Raw genomic sequence first — 19263 nt, forward strand, 5'->3', positions numbered from 1 at the left:
TTGTCAGGGCCGCAATATACACCCACTCTTATAATTGGTATCAAGAATGCCAATCATGGACTCGGACTGTCCCCTTTTTCACCAGAACAGGAGTCAACATGCCGGATGAGATCGATCTTGCCCGCCGCGGCCTGTTCCGGGGGCGGCTGAGAACTGCCGAACCGCCGGTGCAGTTGCCCTGGTCAGTCAACTGGTCGGCATTTGTCGCCGACTGCACCCGCTGCGGGGACTGTCTGGCTGCCTGTCCGGAGCAGATCCTGGTGAATGGCGAGGGTGGTTTTCCGGTGGTCGATTTCCAGCGTGGCGAATGCACCTTCTGCACCGAGTGCGTCACGATCTGCAAGGCGCCGCTGTTTCGCCCGACCAGCGAGTCCCCCTGGCACTATAAGGCCCATATCGAAGCCAACTGTCTGGCCAATGGTCAGGTGTTCTGCCAGCGCTGTCAGGACAGCTGTGAGCCCAATGCCATTCGTTTTATTCCGGTGCTGGGGCGTGTGCCCACCCCGACGGTCGAGCCGGACCGCTGTAATGGCTGCGGCGCCTGTGTGCAGGATTGTCCGGTTGGCAGCATCAAGGTCGACGGGCGAGCCGCCCCATCCGGTGGTGCGAGCCAGCCCACCCTCAAGCAGGAGTCAGAATGAGTCAGAAGCCGTGTGACACAGAAGCCACAATGGATCAGGAGTTCCATGTATCGAGTCTGGTGGTGCTGACCCAGCCCCCCTTGCGCTATCAGCTCGCCGAGCAGATTGGTGCCCTTGAAGGGGCCGAGATCCACGCCGTCAGTGACGAGGGGAAGCTGGTCGTGACCCTGGAAGGTCCGAGCCAGCGGCCGATCATGGCGGCCATTGATGCGATACAGGCGATGCCGGGTGTGCTCTCAGCCGCCCTGATTTACCACCAGTTCGATGAACTGGGCGGTCACTGAAAAGAGTGATGGGATGCCGGGCGTGCCCTCTGCCGCTGATGGCTGGCTCCCGTTCGACAGATTCGACAACTATTACGCGATAAGCAATGTGAGGATATGCCATGAAGCTGAGTCGACGCGACTTTATGAAGGCCAACGCGGTGGCAGCTGCCGCTGCCGTGGCCGGTGTCAGTGCCCCCACGCTGGCAGCCAATCTCATCACCAGTACCGACAAGACTGCCATCCATTGGGATAAGGCTCCCTGCCGCTTCTGCGGTACCGGCTGCTCCGTGCTGGTGGGCTCTCAGGATGGTCGGGTCGTGGCGACTCAGGGCGACCCCGATGCACCGGTCAACCGTGGCCTCAACTGCATCAAGGGCTACTTCCTCTCCAAGATCATGTACGGCCAGGATCGCCTGACCCAGCCGATGCTGCGGATGAAGAACGGCCAGTTCGACAAGGATGGCGACTTCGCCCCCATCAGCTGGGATCAGGCGTTCGACATCATGGCCGAGAAGTTCAAGGCGACCCTGAAAGAGAAGGGGCCGACCGCCGTCGGCATGTTCGGCTCCGGCCAGTGGACCGTCTGGGAAGGCTATGCTGCCGCCAAGCTGATGAAGGCCGGTTTCCGCTCCAACAACATCGACCCCAATGCCCGTCACTGCATGGCCTCTGCGGTCGTCGGCTTCATGCGTACCTTCGGCATGGACGAACCGATGGGCTGCTACGACGATATCGAACAGGCCGATGCGTTCGTGCTGTGGGGCTCCAACATGGCCGAGATGCACCCCATCCTCTGGTCGCGGATGTCTGATCGTCGCCTCTCCAACCCGGATGTGCAGGTGCACGTGCTCTCTACCTTCGAGCACCGCAGCTTCGAGCTGGCGGACAACGGCATGGTGTTCACCCCGCAGACCGATCTGGCGATCCTCAACTATGTCGCCAACTACATCATCCAGAACGACAAGGTGAACTGGGACTTCGTCAACAAGCACACAGTGTTCAAGAAGGGGGCCACCGACATCGGTTACGGCCTGCGCCCGACCGATCCGCTGCAGCAGAAAGCGAAGAACCCGGATAGCGGCGATGCCACTCCGATGACCTTCGAGGAGTTTGCCAAGTTCGTGGCGGATTACGATGTGGAGTCGGTCTCCAAGCTCTCCGGCGTCTCCAAAGAGAAGCTGGAAAAGCTGGCCAAGCTCTATGCCGACCCGAGCAAGAAGGTGGTCTCCTACTGGACCATGGGTTTCAACCAGCATACCCGTGGCGTCTGGGCCAACAACCTCTGCTACAACATCCACCTGCTGACCGGCAAGATCTCCGAGCCGGGTAATGGTCCTTTCTCACTGACCGGCCAGCCCTCTGCCTGTGGCACCGCGCGTGAAGTGGGTACCTTTGCCCACCGTCTGCCTGCCGACATGGTGGTGACCGAGCCCAAACACCGCGCCATTGCCGAGCAGATCTGGAAACTGCCGGAGGGGACCATTCCCGACAAGGTGGGTTTCCACGCCGTGCTGCAGGATCGCATGCTCAAAGATGGCAAGCTCAACGCCTACTGGGTGATGTGTAACAACAACATGCAGGCTGGCCCCAACATGAATACCGATCGCCTGCCTGGCTATCGCGATCCGCGCAACTTCATCGTGGTCTCTGACCCTTACCCGACCGTCACTGCCCAGGCCGCTGACCTCATTCTGCCCACCGCCATGTGGGTGGAGAAAGAGGGGGCCTACGGCAACGCCGAGCGCCGCACCCAGTTCTGGCACCAGCAGGTGAAAGCGCCGGAAGGGGCCAAGTCCGACTTGTGGCAGCTGATGGAGTTCTCCAAGCGCTTCAAAGTCGAGGAAGTGTGGCCGGCTGAGCTGGTTGCCAAGATGCCGGAAGTGAAGGGCAAAACCCTGTTCGATGTGCTCTATGCCAACGGTCAGGTCAACCAGTTCCCGAAAGAGCAGAGCAAAGGTCTGCTGAACGACGAGGCCGAGCACTTCGGGTTCTATGTCCAGAAGGGGTTGTTCGAGGAGTACGCCACCTTCGGTCGTGGCCACGGTCACGATCTGGCTCCGTTCGATCAGTACCACGAAGCCCGTGGTCTGCGTTGGCCTGTGGTAGATGGCAAAGAGACCCTGTGGCGCTATCGCGAAGGGTTCGACCCCTATGTGAAAGCGGGCGAGGGGGTGCGCTTCTATGGCAAGCCCGATGGCAAGGCGGTCATCTTCGCCCTGCCGTTCGAGCCCGCTGCCGAGTCGCCGGATAAAGAGTACGATCTGTGGCTCTCCACCGGCCGCGTGCTGGAGCACTGGCACACCGGCACCATGACCCGTCGGGTACCCGAGCTTTATCGCGCCTTCCCGGATGCGGTGCTCTTCATGCACCCGGACGATGCCAAGGCTCGCGGCGTGCGCCGTGGTGAAGAGGTGATCGTCTCCTCCCGCCGTGGCGAGGTGAAGACCCGTGTCGAGACCCGTGGTCGCAACCGTCCGCCGAAAGGACTGGTCTTCATGCCCTTCTTTGATGCCAGCCAGCTGGTCAACAAGCTGACCCTGGATGCCACCGATCCGCTCTCGAAAGAGACCGATTACAAGAAGTGCGCCGTCAAGGTGATGAAGGCTTAAGGCGGGGAGTACGAGATGAGTCGTAGTCGTCGCCAGTTTCTGGCCGACATGGCCAAGGGGGCCTGCGGTGTGGGCCTGCTTGGCGTGTGGCTCGGCGGCATGGCCCGCCAGCAGGCACAAGCTGTGCCTGCCCAGGCGCTGCGTCCGCCCGCCGCCCTCGACGAAGCTGAGTTTCTCGGTGCCTGCGTGCGTTGCGGGCTCTGCGTTGAGGCCTGCCCCTACGACACCCTCAAGCTCGCCCGGCTGTTTGACCCTGTGACCACTGGCACCCCCTATTTCAAGGCGCGTGCCGTGCCCTGCGAGATGTGTGATGACATCCCTTGTGTGGTGGCCTGTCCGAGCGGGGCGCTGGATCAGCAGATGACCGACATCGATCAGGCCCGGATGGGGGTGGCAGTGCTCATCGATCACGAGACCTGCCTCAACTATCTGGGGCTGCGCTGCGATGTCTGTTATCGGGTCTGCCCGCTGATTGACAAGGCGATCACTCTTGAGCTGCAGCATAACCAGCGTACCGGCAAACACGCCATGTTCCTGCCCACGGTACACAGCGATATCTGTACCGGCTGTGGCAAGTGCGAGCATGCCTGCGTGCTGGAGGAAGCGGCCATCAAGGTGGTGCCACGCCAGCTCGCCAAAGGTGAGCTGGGTCATCACTACCGGCTCGGCTGGGAAGAGAAGGCCAAGGCGGGGAACAAGTCGCTCATCGGCGACAGGCTCACCCTGCCCACCCGCAAACCGGAGGGGTTATGAGTCGTTATCCGGGGGAAGATGCTCGCATCAAGCTGGGGTGGTGGCGTTCCCACCGCTTCCTGTTGCTGCGTCGGCTGAGTCAGTTCAGCGTGCTCGGGCTGTTTTTGCTGGGGCCGTTGGCGGGTATCTGGATCCTCAAGGGCAACCTCTCCAGCTCGCTGTTGCTGGAGACGGTGCCGCTGACCGATCCCCTCACGCTGTTGCAGTCGCTGGCGGCGGGTCACTGGCCCATCACCACCCTCTGGCTAGGGGCTGCCATTGTACAGGCCGGCTACTGGCTGGTCGGGGGGCGGGTGTTCTGCTCCTGGGTCTGTCCGGTCAACCTTATCACGGATGCCGCAGCCTGGCTCCGGGGGCGACTTGGATTAAAGGGCAACGGCCAGTTCAGCCGTGCGACCCGCTACTGGTTGCTGGCCATGGTGCTGGTGGTGCCAGCGGTGGTCGGGGTGATGGCGTGGGAGCTGGTCAATCCTGTGTCGCTGGCCATGCGCGGTCTGCTGTTTGGCATGGGGACGGGCTGGGCTCTGCTGGCGGCGCTATTCCTGTTCGATCTCTTCGTGGTTGAGCGGGGCTGGTGCGGTCATCTCTGTCCGGTGGGGGCCTTCTATGCCCTGGTCAACCGGGTCGGATTTATCAAGATTTCTGCCAAGGGGCGCGAGCGGTGCAACAACTGCATGGATTGTTATACGGTCTGCCCGGAGCGTCCCATCCTGCGCGGGCCTGTTCACGGTGCCAAGCGCGGTCACGGGCCCTTGATTGCGGCTCAGGAGTGTACCAACTGTGGCCGCTGCATCGATGTCTGCGCGGAACAAGTTTTTGAAATCACTGTAGGTTTTGCCGTCAAGGCAGAAAAAACGTCGGAGAACAAATAATGAAAAAGCTGATTGGAGCAATGCTGGCCTGCCTGATGGCGGGATCCTTGATGGCAGCGGCCCCCGAGATCACCAACAGTACCGGTGGCCTCAAGTCCGAGCGTGGCGCCACCGATCTGGTGACCGATGCCACCGCCGCGCCCCTGAAAAACTTCCGCAAGGATGGCGCACCCTACGATCGCCAGTACATGCATCAGCCGCCGCTGATCCCCCATGACATTCGCAACTACGAGGTGGATACCAAGGTCAACAAGTGCCTGGCTTGCCACAGCTTCAAGAATGCCAGCGCCATGAAGGCCCCCAAGATCAGCCCGACTCACTTCGAGACCCGCGACGGCCTGACCCTGGGTGAAGTGTCGCCGCGTCGCTACTTCTGCCTGCAGTGCCATGTACCGCAAGCGGATGCCAAGCCGCTGGTGGAAAATACCTTTAAACCGGTTGAAGCGCTGAACTGAGGAATCCATAGATGAAATTACCCGGCTTTATCCAGCGTCTGTGGACCACCTTCAAGTCACCATCGAAGGCGGCTCTCTGGGTCATCCTGCTGATGGGCTTCTTCGGTGGCGTGATTTTCTGGGGTGGCTTCAACACCGCCATGGAAGCATCCAACACCGAGGCCTTCTGCACCAGCTGTCACGAGATGAAGGACAACGTGTTCGAGGAGTATCGCGATACCATCCACTACGCCAACCGCTCCGGCGTGCGGGCCAGCTGCCCGGATTGCCACGTACCCCATGAGTGGACCTACAAGATCATCCGCAAGGTGCAGGCTTCCAAGGAGCTGTGGGGCATGATCACCGGCAAGGTGGATACCCGCGAGAAGTTCGAGTCGCACCGACGCGAGATGGCAGAGCGGGAGTGGCAACGAATGAAAGAGACCGATTCGCGCGAGTGCCGCAACTGCCACAACTTCGAGTACATGGACTTCTCCCTGCAGGGGCAGCGTGCCGCCAAGATGCACTCTACCAATCTGGCCAGTGGTGAAAGTACCTGCATCGACTGTCACAAGGGGATCGCTCACCAGCTGCCCGACATGACCGGGGTGAAAGGGTTCTGATCCTGCGACGACAGGCCGGGTTTACCCGGCCTGCGTTTTGTTCATATATGGGACAAGCATCAGATTTGTGTGTCTTTTAAATCCCATATCTCGTGAAACCTTTGATAGAATCAGCCCGCCGTCACACGCTTGAGCAAGTTGGTCACCTCTGTCTGCGTCAGTTTTTGCGCCCTGACAGCTGGCCTCTCATACCCCTTCTCTTCCTGCCTCGTTGACGGCCCATAGCCACAAGGAGCTGCCCGATGGGACAGAAACACAACGCATTTATTCCCCTCAAGATCGCCGTGCTGACGGTTTCCGACAGCCGCACTGCCGCCGATGACAGCTCGGGCGACTATCTGGTCTCGGCCCTTACCGACGCAGGCCATCAGCTGGCCGATCGGGCGCTCTGCCCGGACAACCTGTTTCGCATTCGAGCCCAGGTGAGCGAGTGGATCGCCGATGAAGGGGTGCAGGTGGTGCTGATCAACGGCGGTACCGGCTTCAATGAACAGAACCGGGTACCGGAAGCGGTCGGTGTGCTGTTTGAGCGCACCGTACAGGGTTTTGGCGAGATGTTCCGTCAGCTCTCTTTTGCCGAGATTAAAGGCTCCGCCATGCAGAGCCGTGCACTGGCGGGACTCGCCAATCGCACCCTGATCTGCTGTCTGCCCGGCTCCACCGGCGCCTGTCAGCTGGGTTGGGAGCAACTGATCCGCGATCAGCTCGATGCCCGCACCAAGCCATGCAACTTTGTCTCCCACCTCTGAGAGCAAGCGATGAACCAGACCGATCCCAAGCAGACCCAGCCCAACCTGACGCATCTGAACCAGAGCGGCGAAGCCCATATGGTGGATGTCACTGACAAGCTGGTGACCGAGCGCGAAGCCCGTGCCGAGGCGTTTGTTGCCATGGCCCCCGAGACCCTGGCGCTGATCCTGAGCGGCCAGCACCACAAGGGGGACGTGTTCGCCACCGCCCGCATCGCCGGTATCATGGCCGCCAAGAAGACCTCTGATCTTATCCCCCTCTGCCATCCGCTGGCCTTGACCAAAGTCGAGGTGGAGATAGTGCCGCTGCCCGAGCAGCACAAGGTGCATATCCGCACCCTCTGCAAGCTCTCCGGCAAGACTGGTGTCGAGATGGAGGCGCTGACCGCCGCGTCGGTAGCGGCGTTGACCATCTACGACATGTGCAAGGCGGTGCAAAAGGACATGGTGATCGAACAGGTGCGGCTGGTAGAGAAAAAGGGCGGCAAGTCCGGCCATTTTCAGCTGGGGTCAAATAGCGGGGAGCAAGCATGATCAAGGTACTGTTTTTTGCGCAAGTAAGAGAGCTGGTTGCGTGTGACGAGCTGAGCCTGCCCTGCGACTACGCCACCGCCGAACAACTGCGCGCGGCGCTCTGTGAACGCGGCGACAAGTGGGCGCTGGCGCTGGAAGCAGGCAAGCTCTTGGTCGCGGTCAATCAGACCTTGGTGCCCCTCGATACCCCCATCAATGATGGCGATGAGGTGGCCTTCTTCCCGCCGGTGACCGGAGGTTAAGGATGAGCGAGGCAACTATGACGGATCGCATTCTGGTCCAGCGGGAGGATTTCTCGCTGGCGGACGAATATGCCCGCCTAGCCACCCGCCCAGACAGTGGCGCCATTGTCACTTTCGTTGGCAAGGTGCGCGACTTCAATCAGGGGGAGGAGGTGAAGGGGCTGGCCCTCGAGCACTACCCCGGTATGACCGAGAAGGCGCTGGCCGATATCGTGCAGGAGGCCCGCCGCCGCTGGCCGCTGCAGGAGTGTACCCTCATTCATCGTATCGGCGAGTTGTGGCTTGGCGATCAAATCGTGCTGGTGGCGGTGAGCAGTGCCCACCGCGACGCCGCTTTTGATGCCTGTCACTTCATCATGGATTTCTTGAAAACCCGGGCGCCGTTCTGGAAAAAAGAGCTGACCGCCGAGGGTGTGCAACGCTGGGTCGAGGCCAAGGAGAGCGACAACGCCGCCGCCGCCCGCTGGCAAGACTGACCTGTTCATCACGAGGGGCGCAGGTTCAACGGGAACCACGGCCCCGCCAAGGGGCGCGGATGTGCGGGCCCCATCAGGAGAAAGGGAATGAAACCGCTGTTATCTGTTGTCATCGTCGGTGTCTGCGCCGCCACCTTGCATACCGGTGTCGTGCAGGCCGATGAAGTGAAAGTGGCCGTGGCGGCCAACTTCAAGGGAACCATCGAGCGTATTGGCAAGGAGTTTACCGCCAAGACCGGCCACACCCTGGCCATCTCGTCTGCCGCCACCGGCGTGCTCTACACCCAGATCAGTCACGGCGCACCGTTCGATCTCTTCCTCTCCGCCGATGCGGCGACCCCCGAGAAGCTGGAAAAAGAGGGCAAGGGGAGCGATCGCTTCACCTACGCCATCGGCCAGCTGGGGCTGTGGAAGAAAGGGGGGCCGGCCCCTGACGAGGCGACCCTGCGCAGCTGGAAAGGCAACCTCGCCATCGCCAATGCCCGCACTGCTCCCTATGGTGCTGCCGCCATGGCGACCCTCACCCATCTCAAGATCGATCCCAAGCAGTACCGGCTGCTGACCGGTGCCAACATCGGCCAGACCTGGCAATTTGTCGACACCGGCAATGCCGAGCTGGGCTTTGTCGCCTGGGCCAATCTGGTGGAAGCGGGCAAGACTGGCGAAGCCTGGGCAGTGCCTGCGAGCTTCTATCCCCCTATCGAGCAGCAGGGGCTGGTATTGAAGAAAGGCGCCGCGGTCGAGGCGCTGGTGGCCTGGCTCAAGGGGCCGGGTCAGGCGCAGATCAAGGCGGCGGGTTATGCCTTGCCCCAATAAGGGGATGGGCCTGATGCGATACCCTGAGTGGTCTGCCTTCGAGTCGGCCACTCTTTGCAATAAGGATGGATACCATGCCGTTGGGGGCATTTATCAACCGGGAGGTCGGTAATGAGTGAAGGGGATCTGCTGGCGGTCTGGCTCACCCTGAAGCTTGCGGCCTGCACCACAGCGATTTTGCTGTTGCTGGCACCGCCGCTGGCCTGGTGGCTGTCGCGCAGTCAGAACCGGCTGCGGCCGCTGGTGGAGGCGCTGGTGGCGCTGCCGCTGGTGCTCCCTCCCACAGTGCTGGGTTTTTATCTGCTGCTCGCTTTCTCCCCCGAATATGGTTTCGGCGCCTGGTGGCGCGACACCTTTGGCGCCCCGCTCGCCTTCAGCTTTCTCGGCCTGCTGTTTGCCTCCATCCTCTATTCGCTGCCGTTCGTGGTGCAGCCGCTCACCTCCGCTTTCGTCAACATGGGCAACAAGGAGCTGGAAGCTGCTGCGACCCTGGGGCTTGGCCCACTGGAGCGCTTCTTCCACATCATCTTGCCGATGACCCTGCCCAGCTTCGTGATGGCGGCGGCCCTTGGCTTTGCCCATACATTGGGGGAGTTTGGCGTGGTGCTGATGATTGGCGGCAATATCCCCGGCGAGACCCAGGTGCTTTCGATTGCCCTGTTTGATCATGTGGAGGCGATGGATTACCGACAAGCCCACTATCTGGCGGGCGGCCTGATGGCCTTCTCGCTGGTGATGCTGGTGCTGGTCTACGGGGTGTTGCAGCGCCGACAGCGGAGAGTGTTTGGATGAACCAGCCCGCCACTATGCCGCCAGTGAACGAGCCGCACCGCCATGCCCTGAACCTCCATGCCCGGCGCGAGTTTGGCCCCTTTACCCTCGATTGTGCACTGACCCTCGAGCTGGGGGGGATCCTCGGCCTGTTCGGCCCCTCGGGCTGTGGCAAGAGCACACTGCTGCGCATCATCGCCGGACTCGATCGCCAAAGCGGGGATCGCTTGCGGTGGCGCGATCGGGAGTATGCTCAACTGCTGCCCGAAGCGTGCCGGATCGGACTGGTATTTCAGGACTCGCGCCTCTTCCCCCATCTGACGGTGCTCGGCAATCTGCAACTGGCGGCCCGCAAGGGGCGAGGGCGCTGGCAGCCCGAGGCGCTGGCGGCGCGGCTCGGTTTTGTTGATCTGCTGGGGCAGCCTGCCCATGCGCTTTCTGGCGGCCAACGCCAGCGGGTAGCATTGGGGCGGGCGCTGCTGGCCGAGCCCGATCTGCTGCTGCTCGATGAGCCTTTCTCGGCGCTCGATCGGCGCAGCCGCATCCATCAGGCCCATGTGCTCAAGGGGTTGCAGCAGGAGAGCGGCATTCCGATGATCTTCGTCAGCCACGCCATGGAGGAGGTGAGCCTGCTCTGCGATCAGCTGGTGCTGCTGGAAGGTGGCAGGGTGGAGGCGCAAGGTCGGCCGAGCGAAATCTTCGCCCGAACGGATCTCTCGCTCGCCAGCCGTGACGATGCCGGGGTGATGCTGGCGGCGACCCTCTCTCACTACGATGAAGAGGAGCAGATGGCGACCTTGCAGCTTGGTGAGCAGCAGCTGCGGGTTACCATGACCCATGTGCCGGATGAGAGCGGCCCCTTGCAGATCAAGGTGGCGGGGCGGGATGTGGTGATCGCCACGGCACCCATCGAGCACTCCAGTCTATCCAACTGTCTCGTCACCCGTCTGCTGGCGGTGCGCGAGGTGCGCCCCGGCCAGACCCTGTTGCAGTTGGCGCTGGGTGAGCAGATACTGCTGGCCCGGATCACCAGCCGCTCCGCCAGGCGGCTGGCGCTGGCGCCTAAGCAGCAGATCTACGCTTATATCAAGGCGGTGAGTCTGGTCAGCGAAGGCTGATTGGGCGCCGTGCTGATAACGTGGCAGGATGGCCACGGGCAACATAACAACGAGAGATGGTTCAGGTGATGAGTCGAGAGGCAATACACTGATGCGCCGCAATCAGGTGATGAAATTCAACGGTCTTGCCCTGCGCAGCGCGGGGGAGGGCCCCTTGCTGTTGCTGCTGCATGGGCTGGGCTCCTCCAGCCTCGACTGGCAGGCGCAGCTCGAACGGTTTTCCGAACACTACCGGGTGGTGGCGCTGGACTTGCGCGGCCACGGCCAGAGCATGCAGGAGGGGCCGTTCGATGTGGCGACCCTGGCAGCCGATGTGGTGAACTGGCTCGACGAGCAGCCAGAACCCGCCTGGGTGGTGGGATTGTCGCTCGGGGCCATGGTCGCGCTGGAGCTGGCGCTGCAACTGCCCCACAAGGTGCAGGGGCTGGTGCTGGTCAACGGTTTTAGCGAGTTTCTGCTGGAGAGCCCCAAAGAGCAGGAGCGTTACGCCCAGCGCCTCAAGTGGCTGCGCTGGTTTGGCATGCGCCCCCTCGCCTGGTGGTTGGGACGCGAGCTCTTCCCGGGCCCGGATCTGGCGCAGGTGCGCCACACCTTCCGGCTGCGTTTCATGCGCAATAAAAAGAAAACCTACAAGGCGCTGCTGGAGGCGTTACCCGGCTGGTCTGTACGCGCCCGGCTCGGCACCATCTGGCAGCCGGTGGCCATCATCTCCACCAGTCACGACTACCTGCCGCTGGCCAAACGGGTAGAGCAGTTTGCTGCCCTGCCCAACGCCACCATCCACACCCCCAACGGCCACCACGCCTGGCCCGCGGAAGATCCTTCCGGATTTAATCATTTGCTTCACCGGATTTTAGAAACCCATTAAACTTGTCGCCCTTTTACCCCGTGTATGTATTGGTTCGATCGCCTTGCCAAAGGCATAAGGCAAGGCAATCGGACCCATTTCTGATCTATTAACAGGTGTTTCCTCATGTCTGAAGTAATGAAAATGGCCATCGATGATGGCTCGACCAACGTCAAGGTGAGCTGGATTGAGAACAAGGTGCTCAAGACCATCATCTCTCCCAACTCCTTTCGCAAGGACTGGAAGAGCGCCGCATTGCGTAAAGACAAGAAGATCTACAACTACGAGATAGGCAACACCAAGTACACCTACGACGCGACTTCCGACAAGTCTCTGGCCACCACTCATGTGGAGTACCAGTATGACGATCTCAACTTGCTCTCCGTGCATCATGCCCTGTTGCAGACCGGTGTGACGCCGTGCGATGTCGCCATTACCGTGACCCTGCCCATCACCGAGTTTTACAACCCGGACGATTGCCAGCGCAACGAAGAGAAGATCGAGAAGAAACGTCGCAACCTGATGCGTCCAATCACCCTTAACAAGGGCGAGCTGTTCAATATCGTCAGTGTCGAAGTGATGCCGGAGAGTCTGCCTGCTGCGCTCTCCCGTCTGATTGGTTCAGGCTGTAACGAGTTCACCAAGACTCTGGTGATCGACTGTGGCGGCACCACTCTGGATATGGGGATCATCGTCGGTGAGTTTGATGATGTCTCCGATGTCTACGGTAACAACGAGATCGGTGTCTCCATGGTCACCGACGCTACCCGCAAGGCGCTGGCCGCAGCAGACAGCGACTCCAGCTATCTGGTGGCCAACGAATTTATCAAGCGTCGTCACGACATGAGCTTTGTACGCGATGTGGTCAACGATGAGAGCCAGATCCCCAAGATCCTCGAGAAAATGCAAAACAAGATCGACGAGCTGGGCACTCAGGTTGCACATGAAGCGAAGAAGTTTGCCAAGAACCCGAACCGTGTCTATCTGGTCGGTGGCGGTGCGTCACTGATTTATGACGCGATCAAGGCGGCCTATCCCACCCTGGGTGACCGTGTCGAGCTGCTGGACGATGCCCAGTCCGCGCTGGCTCGCGAAATCTGCCTCTATACCACGGAAGAGGATGAAGTCTATCGCGAAGCGCCTGTGATGGCCGAGGTTGACGATGAGTAGTCAACTCAAGCGCATGACCTTCTCCATCTATATGGATCCGGGTGCGCTGGAGTCTGATCGCTATGCGGTCGGGGTATTGCAGAACTGGTATCAACGGGCGCGAAAGATCCAGGAGGGCACCGAGGAGTTTGACTTCTCCAAGAGCCGTTTCCACAAGGATATCTACCTCTCCGGCATGTTCATGTACGTGCTGGCGCCCAACCTCTGCAAAGCGATTGCCAATGCGCTGGGGCCGGAGCAGGTGAGCATGACGACCCTGCGTCATGCCTTTGCCAGCTGTGGTTTCAATCTGGGGGAGGTCGCTGGCGAGGCGCAGCCTGCCGCAGATGTGATGATCGACGAGATTGTGGCCAGACTGGCTCCACAGCTGGGACAGAGTGATACCACTTCACTGGTGGACGAGATTGTCAGCCGGCTCGGCGAGCAGCAACCCAGCGAGATGTGGGATGAACTCAGGCAAGGACTGCCTGCCGCACTGGATCATGACCAGCTGGCCGAAGCCATCGCTGGCAAGCTGCCATCAGCAGGGGCCGAGCAGGATCTGGCTCCCCTTGCCAGCAGTATCCAGCTGCTCTCTCGCCAACTGGAAGAGCAATCCCGGCTGATCCGCGAGCAGCACAGATTGATCCAGCGACTGGCCAGTGCCCCCGCTCGACAGAGTGTTGTCGGCACAGAGGCAGAACCTTTGATCGAGGATCTCTCCAGTCAGGTGGCCAGTATGAAAAAGGTCAAAGCCAAAGGGATCTTCTGATCTCAGATGTCGTTGCTACATTGAAATAAAAAGCCGAACCACAGGGGTCGGCTTTTTTGATCCCGTTTGCGTCAAGGATGGGAGCAGACGGGGCAGTCGGGGCGCTTGGGCAGCTTCATCTCGCGGAAAGTGCCGCTTAGGCCGTCGATCATTAGCAGGCGGCCGCTGTAGCTTTTGCCCATGCCTGCCAAGAGTTTGATAGCTTCCAGCGCTTGCAGGCTGCCCACCAATCCCACTACGGGGGCGAGCACTCCCGCCTCGACGCAGGTGAGGGCCTGCTCGCCAAACAGGGCGCTGAGGCAGGCGTAGCAGGGCTCATCTTCCTGCCAGGTGAAGCTGCAGAGCTGACCCTCCAGCCGGATGGCGGCGCCACTGACCAGCGGTATTTTGTGCTGGCGTGCCTTTTGATTCAGCAGGTTGCGAATGGCCAGGTTGTCGGTGCAATCGAGCACCAGCTGATGCCGTGGCAGCAGGGTATCGAGCAGCGCCTCATCGGCCACGGTAGCGTGGGTCTCGACGTTGAGCCAGGGATTGAGGGCACGAAGCGACTGCGCTGCTGAGTCCACCTTGTAGTGACCGATGCGCTCATCGTTGTGTAGCACCTGACGCTGCAGGTTGGAGAGCTCCACCTTGTCGAAATCGACCAGGGTGAGCTGGCCAACCCCGGCCACTGCCAGATACTGGCCAGCAGCACAGCCAAGGCCACCGGCGCCGATCACCAGCACACGGGCCTGCTTGAGCGCCTCCTGTCCCTCGAAGTCGAAGGATTTGAGGATGATCTGGCGGTTGTAGCGCAGCAGTTCGGCGTCGCTCAGGATCTCGCTCACAGCAGCAATCCCCCGAATGGCTCCACGGTCACCGTCTCGCCCGCGGCGACGCGGCCCCGTTCCCGTTCAAGAACGATGTAGCAGTTGGCTCGCGACAGTGAGCTGAACACGGCGGAGTCCTGCGAGCCAGTGCTGCGCACCTCGAGGCCGTTTGGTCCCTGACTCAGAATGCCGCGCTGGAAGTCGAGTCGGCCCGGGCTCTTTTTGAGTGGTTCGGCCGCAATGGCTTGCAGCTGGAGCGTGCGCTCGAACTGCTGGCCCGCCAGCTTGGCCAGCGCCGGTTGCACCAGCTGATCGAAGGTGACCATGGCGGAGACGGGGTTGCCCGGCAGGCCGAAGAACCAGGCGCGGGGCAGACGGCCAAAGGCAAACGGCTTGCCCGGCTTGATGGCCAGCTTCCAGAAGCCAATCTCGCCGAGCTCGTCCAGCAGTTGTTTGGTGAAGTCCGCTTCCCCCACCGAGACGCCGCCGGTGGTGATGAGTACATCGGCCTCTTCGTCGGCGCGGATAAAGGCGGCGCGCAGCTGGGCGGGATCGTCGGGGATGATGCCAAGGTCGAGGCAGTCGCAGCCCATGCGCGCCAGCATGGCCCGCACGCCGTAGCGGTTGGAGTCATAGATATCGCCGTGGGCGAGCGGGGTACCAACCGGTTTGAGCTCGTCGCCGGTGCTGAAGATGGCCACTTTCAGCGGGCGACGCACCGCGACAGTAGCCACGCCGAGGGAGGCCAGCAGTGGCATTTCGCGCGGGGTGAGGCGAGTACCGGCAGGCAGCACGCAGGCGCCCTTGCCGATATCGCTGCCGGCGCGGCGGATATTCTGGCCCGGTTCGGGTTGTGCCAGAAAAGTGATCCGATCGCCGTCGGCCTGCGTTTCTTCCTGCATCACCACCGCATCGGTGCCTGCGGGAACCGGGGCGCCGGTCATGATCCGCACGCAGTGGCCGGCGGGCCACTCGCCCTGATAGGGCTGACCGGCAAACGCCTTGCCCGCCATGATGAGCGGGGTGCCGCTGGCGAGATCCGAAAGGCGCACGGCGTAACCGTCCATAGCGGAGTTGTCGAAGGGGGGCACGGCGAGGGGAGAGGCGATGTCGCTGGCAAGAACCCGGCCAAGGGCCTCTGGCAGGGGCTGCTGCTCGCTGTCGCAGCAGCAGGCGAGTTGTTCCAGCATCCCTTGCAGGGCATCGCTTAAGGGGAGTAGTCCGCTGGTATCAAATCCCATCGTCATGACCTCTTTCTATGATTGAAGGCGGGATTATCACAAAAATCCCCGGGGATGGGCAGGTTATCTCAAGGGAATCTCGGGGTAATCGGCGCTAAAACGGGGGGTGATGGCCATAAAGTATGAGGTGACGCACAAGTTGACTTGAATCTTGGCGGCAATGGCCGTTTACTATGCCGCCATAACAGATGGCTGTCACATCCTGTGTGGCGACCATTACAGCGATACCGTCGGCCCTGTACGCAGCCATAACATAAGGGGTTGCTCCTTGAGCAGCCCTCACAGTCCCTGAGCGTGGGAGAGAAGATAATGACAACCTTAAGTCCGGAAGCCTTGCTGGTCAGGGCTGCCCTCGAAGCCCAGGGACTGGAAACCCCCCTGGTCACCAACGAGCTGAACAGCCAGCAGAAGCGGGAGAAGATCGAAGGCCATATGCGCTCCATCATGGAGACGCTGGGGCTGGATCTGACCGATGACAGTCTGGCCGAGACGCCGCATCGCATCGCCAAGATGTACGTCAACGAGATCTTCTCAGGCCTCGACTATTCCACCTTCCCCAAGGTGACGGTGATCGAGAACAAGATGCAGGTGGACGAGATGATCATGGTGCGGGACATCAGCCTCACCAGCACCTGCGAACACCACTTCGTCACCATCGACGGCATGGCTCATGTGGCCTATATCCCTCGGGGCAAGGTGATTGGCCTGTCGAAGATCAACCGCATCGTGCAGTTCTTCGCTCGCCGTCCCCAGGTGCAGGAGCGGCTCACCCAGCAGATCTTGCTGGCGCTGCAGACCCTGCTCGGCACCAAGGATGTGGCCATCAGCATCAAGGCGACTCACTACTGCGTCAAGGCGCGCGGAGTGATGGACTCCACCTCCTATACCACCACCACCTCCCTCGGCGGGGTGTTCAAGACCCAGCCCGATACCCGGGCCGAGTTTCTCGGTGGCCTGCGCGGATAAGATGGCGGTTGTTTTGTAACCGCCACGCTGAATAAACGAGACGCCAGCAGCCATTGCTGGCGTTTTTATGGACGATAGCCAGAGATGGCGAGCCTGTATCGACCACTTTCTCTATTTTCGTAAGCGAATATTTCATGTTCGTGATCGAACGCTCAAAGTGTGAAAATCCTGACTGGTAGCTCTTCGGAACCAACCTGTCCCCTCTTAAGATGCTTGCCATTACCAGCAGGGCATCATTTACAGGTTGGAGTAGCCGTGTTTCGTTCAATTAAACATCAGGTCATGTTTTTTGGTGGCTGTATTTTACTGGCTACCGTGTTGAGTGTGGTCGGGTATAGCTATCTGTCTCTTGCGACTATGCAAGGTGGTATTCAGGGCGAAATGCGCGAGACAACTCGTCAGGATGCCGGACGATGGCTGGTGGCTCTGGCTGGTCAACAAGCCGGCGAGATCGCAGGCACCTTTGAACAAGCCCTTAATACAGCAGAGACACTTGCCGCCATGCTGGCTGGCAATGTTCATCAACCCAGGCCATTGGACCGGGCTACCGTGACTGCCTTGCTCAAGGATGTTGCTGAACGGAACAGCGACTTTCTCAGTATCTACAGTGGTTGGGAGCCAAATACCTTTGATGGTCAGGACAGTACGTATTTGACTGACGGGGTACATAGCCAGGCCACTGGCAACTTTGCCCCCTACTGGAGTCGTGGTCCAGCCGGGTTCACAATCAAACCGCTGGGCGACTACTACAGCAAGAGTTTGAGCAAGACCGGTATCCGAGCATCGGAATGGTATCTCTGTCCGATGGAGAGCAAGGCAGCCTGTGCTGTCGACCCTTCCGTTTATACCGTGAATGGCCAACCGACGCTCTTGACCTCTTTTGTTGTGCCCGTTCTGGATCAGGGCCGCTATCTGGGGATGGTCGGGGTCGACTATTCCCTCAACTACCTGCAACAGTTGGCCAAGCAGGTAAGTGGCCAGGTGTTCTCTGGCCAGAGCCGGGTCAGGATCATCAGTCCACACGGCATCATCGCCGCGGATTCGGCGCAACCTGATGTGATCGGGGGGCGGCTTGAAGAGTCTGGCTTGATGGATCTGCTCAACAAGGGAGAGGCCAGTAGTCAGCAAGTTTCGGGTCAGTTGCGCGTGCTGGTGCCAATCCATCTTAAAGGGGTCACTAAAGCCTGGGGGATCATCATTGAGGTGGCTGATACGGCGCTGTTTGCAGATGCTGATCAGGCTGAACAGGCGAGAGCCGCTGATTTCAGCGAGAGTTTGTGGATGCAACTGCTGGTTGGGATCGTGGTGGCATGCCTTGGTCTTGTCGGCTTGGCCTGGGCTGCCGGATCCATCTCGCGCCCGGTACAACAGACCGCCAGCATGGTCAGACGTCTTTCTGCCGCTGGAGGGGACTTGACCCAACGCCTCAATGTGATGCGTAAAGATGAGACTGGCGAGTTGGCTGAGGGGATCAACCGGTTTGTCAGCACTATTCATCATATTGTGAGTGATACGGCACGAAGTGGCCGCGACTTGCAGCTAGCTGCCCACCAATCTGCCGAGCTGGCTCAGCAAGGATTGTCCAATAGCCATCGGCAATTGGAAGAGATTGAACTGGTTGCAGCAGCCATCCACGAAATGGCCTCGACGGCGGACTCCGTCTCCAGCAGTGCACAGATTACCGCTGATGCTGTAGATGAGACCCGCAAAGCGGTGCATAGAGGTCAGCATGTGGTGAGTAATTCCGCTAGTGGTATCCGTGAGCTGAGTGTGCAAGTAGATGTGGTGGCACAGCGGATTGCCGAGTTGCAGCAACAGGGTCAACAGATCGGTTCGATTCTCGATGTGATTCGTACCATTTCGGAACAGACCAATTTGTTGGCTCTGAATGCAGCGATTGAGGCCGCTCGTGCCGGGGAACATGGTCGGGGGTTTGCGGTGGTGGCGGATGAGGTCAGGGGATTGGCGTCCAAAACCCAGGCTTCAACCAAAGAGATCCAGGGCATGATCGAGCGCCTTCGTCAGACCACGGCAGAAGCTGTGAGTACCATGGGAGAGGGGAAAAACTTGAGTGAGCTGGCATTGCAGGATGCAGAGCTTGCCGTGACCGAGCTTGCGACGATAGTTATGTCGGCAGACCGGATCCAGGATATGGCGACCCAGATTGCCAGTGCGGCAGAGGAGCAGTCCAAGGTCACCGATGATATCAGTCGAAATGTCAGCAACATTCATGACGCGGCAACCGCATCGACCCGTTTGGCTAACCAGCAGGATGAACAAAGTCAGCAGATGCATAAGTTAGCCAGCGATGTGATGGACAAGATTGGGCGCTTCCACTATTAAGCTTGCACTCCTTTATCGTTGAGCTTTCATCCAAAAGACCCCCGTGTTATGCGGGGGTATCTATATTGGGTGATTATTAATCAAAAGATGCTTCCCGTGCCCCCATAATCCCGCTATTCTAGCGCCCCCTTACGGCTCTCGCTGCCGCTCATGGAATTCAGAGATATTCATCAAGGTTGGATGGTGCGCTACTGAACAGGTGGCCAGATAGTTCATGCCAGGAGGGCGTGAA

21 protein-coding genes are annotated in these 19263 nt (G+C 60.2%); 19 read left to right on the plus strand and 2 right to left on the minus strand.

Going from position 1 to position 19263, the window contains the following annotated elements:
- The first annotated feature begins 98 nt into the window (after positions 1–98).
- The 17 genes from napF to AB5Y76_RS20125 all read left to right on the plus strand — a co-directional run bounded on the left by napF (position 99) and on the right by AB5Y76_RS20125 (position 13672).
- Positions 99–641, plus strand: coding sequence for a ferredoxin-type protein NapF (gene napF, locus AB5Y76_RS20045; protein ID WP_213386471.1), 543 nt, complete (start codon positions 99–101; stop codon positions 639–641).
- Positions 642–670: 29 nt separating this feature from the next.
- Positions 671–925, plus strand: coding sequence for a chaperone NapD (locus tag AB5Y76_RS20050; protein ID WP_236340688.1), 255 nt, complete (start codon positions 671–673; stop codon positions 923–925).
- A 101-nt stretch (positions 926–1026) separates the two neighbouring features.
- Positions 1027–3516 carry a nitrate reductase catalytic subunit NapA gene (gene napA / locus AB5Y76_RS20055; protein ID WP_263716789.1) on the plus strand — a complete coding sequence of 830 codons (2490 nt, stop codon included), beginning with the start codon at positions 1027–1029 and terminating at the stop codon, positions 3514–3516.
- Positions 3517–3531: 15 nt separating this feature from the next.
- Positions 3532–4269, plus strand: coding sequence for a ferredoxin-type protein NapG (gene napG / locus AB5Y76_RS20060; protein WP_263716788.1), 738 nt, complete (start codon positions 3532–3534; stop codon positions 4267–4269).
- The gene (gene napH, locus AB5Y76_RS20065; RefSeq protein WP_179902152.1) at positions 4266–5141 is read left to right on the plus strand and encodes a quinol dehydrogenase ferredoxin subunit NapH; all 876 of its coding nucleotides are present in this window, start codon (positions 4266–4268) and stop codon (positions 5139–5141) included. Before napG ends, napH begins: the two co-directional genes overlap by 4 nt.
- The gene (locus tag AB5Y76_RS20070; protein WP_005334452.1) at positions 5141–5596 is read left to right on the plus strand and encodes a nitrate reductase cytochrome c-type subunit; all 456 of its coding nucleotides are present in this window, start codon (positions 5141–5143) and stop codon (positions 5594–5596) included. Before napH ends, AB5Y76_RS20070 begins: the two co-directional genes overlap by 1 nt.
- Positions 5597–5607: 11 nt before the next feature.
- On the plus strand, positions 5608–6198 hold the full coding sequence (locus AB5Y76_RS20075; protein WP_005353459.1) for a cytochrome c3 family protein: 591 nt from the start codon (positions 5608–5610) through the stop codon (positions 6196–6198).
- Positions 6199–6440: 242 nt separating this feature from the next.
- Positions 6441–6947 (plus strand): molybdenum cofactor biosynthesis protein B, encoded by a 507-nt coding sequence (gene moaB, locus AB5Y76_RS20080; protein WP_064340970.1) that lies wholly within the window; start codon positions 6441–6443, stop codon positions 6945–6947.
- A 9-nt stretch (positions 6948–6956) separates the two neighbouring features.
- On the plus strand, positions 6957–7481 hold the full coding sequence (gene moaC, locus AB5Y76_RS20085) for a cyclic pyranopterin monophosphate synthase MoaC (protein WP_064340971.1): 525 nt from the start codon (positions 6957–6959) through the stop codon (positions 7479–7481).
- The gene (gene moaD, locus AB5Y76_RS20090; RefSeq protein WP_005353453.1) at positions 7478–7723 is read left to right on the plus strand and encodes a molybdopterin synthase sulfur carrier subunit; all 246 of its coding nucleotides are present in this window, start codon (positions 7478–7480) and stop codon (positions 7721–7723) included. Before moaC ends, moaD begins: the two co-directional genes overlap by 4 nt.
- A 2-nt stretch (positions 7724–7725) precedes the next feature.
- Complete coding sequence (moaE, locus tag AB5Y76_RS20095) at positions 7726–8199, plus strand: molybdopterin synthase catalytic subunit MoaE (RefSeq protein WP_236271315.1); 474 nt, start codon at positions 7726–7728, stop codon at positions 8197–8199.
- 87 nt (positions 8200–8286) lie between these two features.
- Positions 8287–9015: a molybdate ABC transporter substrate-binding protein gene (modA, locus tag AB5Y76_RS20100; protein WP_236302323.1), complete on the plus strand. Its 729-nt coding sequence runs from the start codon at positions 8287–8289 to the stop codon at positions 9013–9015.
- Positions 9016–9126: 111 nt separating this feature from the next.
- Positions 9127–9807 carry a molybdate ABC transporter permease subunit gene (modB, locus tag AB5Y76_RS20105; RefSeq protein ID WP_005334429.1) on the plus strand — a complete coding sequence of 227 codons (681 nt, stop codon included), beginning with the start codon at positions 9127–9129 and terminating at the stop codon, positions 9805–9807.
- On the plus strand, positions 9804–10904 hold the full coding sequence (modC, locus tag AB5Y76_RS20110; protein WP_263716787.1) for a molybdenum ABC transporter ATP-binding protein: 1101 nt from the start codon (positions 9804–9806) through the stop codon (positions 10902–10904). The genes modB and modC overlap by 4 nt, the downstream gene beginning before the upstream one ends.
- A gap of 91 nt (positions 10905–10995) precedes the next feature.
- A complete protein-coding gene (locus AB5Y76_RS20115; RefSeq protein WP_263716786.1) occupies positions 10996–11772 on the plus strand; it encodes an alpha/beta fold hydrolase in 777 nt (258 codons plus the stop codon).
- 105 nt (positions 11773–11877) lie between these two features.
- Complete coding sequence (parM, locus tag AB5Y76_RS20120; RefSeq protein ID WP_103252105.1) at positions 11878–12921, plus strand: plasmid segregation protein ParM domain-containing protein; 1044 nt, start codon at positions 11878–11880, stop codon at positions 12919–12921.
- Positions 12914–13672 (plus strand): hypothetical protein, encoded by a 759-nt coding sequence (locus AB5Y76_RS20125; protein WP_235671844.1) that lies wholly within the window; start codon positions 12914–12916, stop codon positions 13670–13672. The genes parM and AB5Y76_RS20125 overlap by 8 nt, the downstream gene beginning before the upstream one ends.
- 71 nt (positions 13673–13743) lie before the next feature.
- Here AB5Y76_RS20125 and moeB read toward each other — a convergent pair whose 3' ends face one another.
- Together moeB and moeA are read right to left on the minus strand one after the other, a co-directional pair.
- The gene (gene moeB, locus AB5Y76_RS20130; RefSeq protein WP_181497171.1) at positions 13744–14499 is read right to left on the minus strand and encodes a molybdopterin-synthase adenylyltransferase MoeB; all 756 of its coding nucleotides are present in this window, start codon (positions 14497–14499) and stop codon (positions 13744–13746) included.
- A complete protein-coding gene (gene moeA / locus AB5Y76_RS20135) occupies positions 14496–15722 on the minus strand; it encodes a molybdopterin molybdotransferase MoeA (protein WP_318528140.1) in 1227 nt (408 codons plus the stop codon). Before moeA ends, moeB begins: the two co-directional genes overlap by 4 nt.
- Before the next feature lie 309 nt (positions 15723–16031).
- On the opposite strand from moeA, the gene folE reads away from it, so the two are divergent.
- Together folE and AB5Y76_RS20145 are read left to right on the plus strand one after the other, a co-directional pair.
- The gene (folE, locus tag AB5Y76_RS20140; RefSeq protein ID WP_005334419.1) at positions 16032–16688 is read left to right on the plus strand and encodes a GTP cyclohydrolase I FolE; all 657 of its coding nucleotides are present in this window, start codon (positions 16032–16034) and stop codon (positions 16686–16688) included.
- A 255-nt stretch (positions 16689–16943) separates the two neighbouring features.
- A complete protein-coding gene (locus AB5Y76_RS20145) occupies positions 16944–19031 on the plus strand; it encodes a methyl-accepting chemotaxis protein (protein WP_263716784.1) in 2088 nt (695 codons plus the stop codon).
- The last annotated feature ends 232 nt before the right edge of the window (positions 19032–19263 follow it).

Origin of the sequence: Aeromonas sp. R1-2, assembly GCF_040908505.1 — a bacterium.
GTDB classification, from domain to species: Bacteria; Pseudomonadota; Gammaproteobacteria; order Enterobacterales; family Aeromonadaceae; genus Aeromonas; species Aeromonas veronii.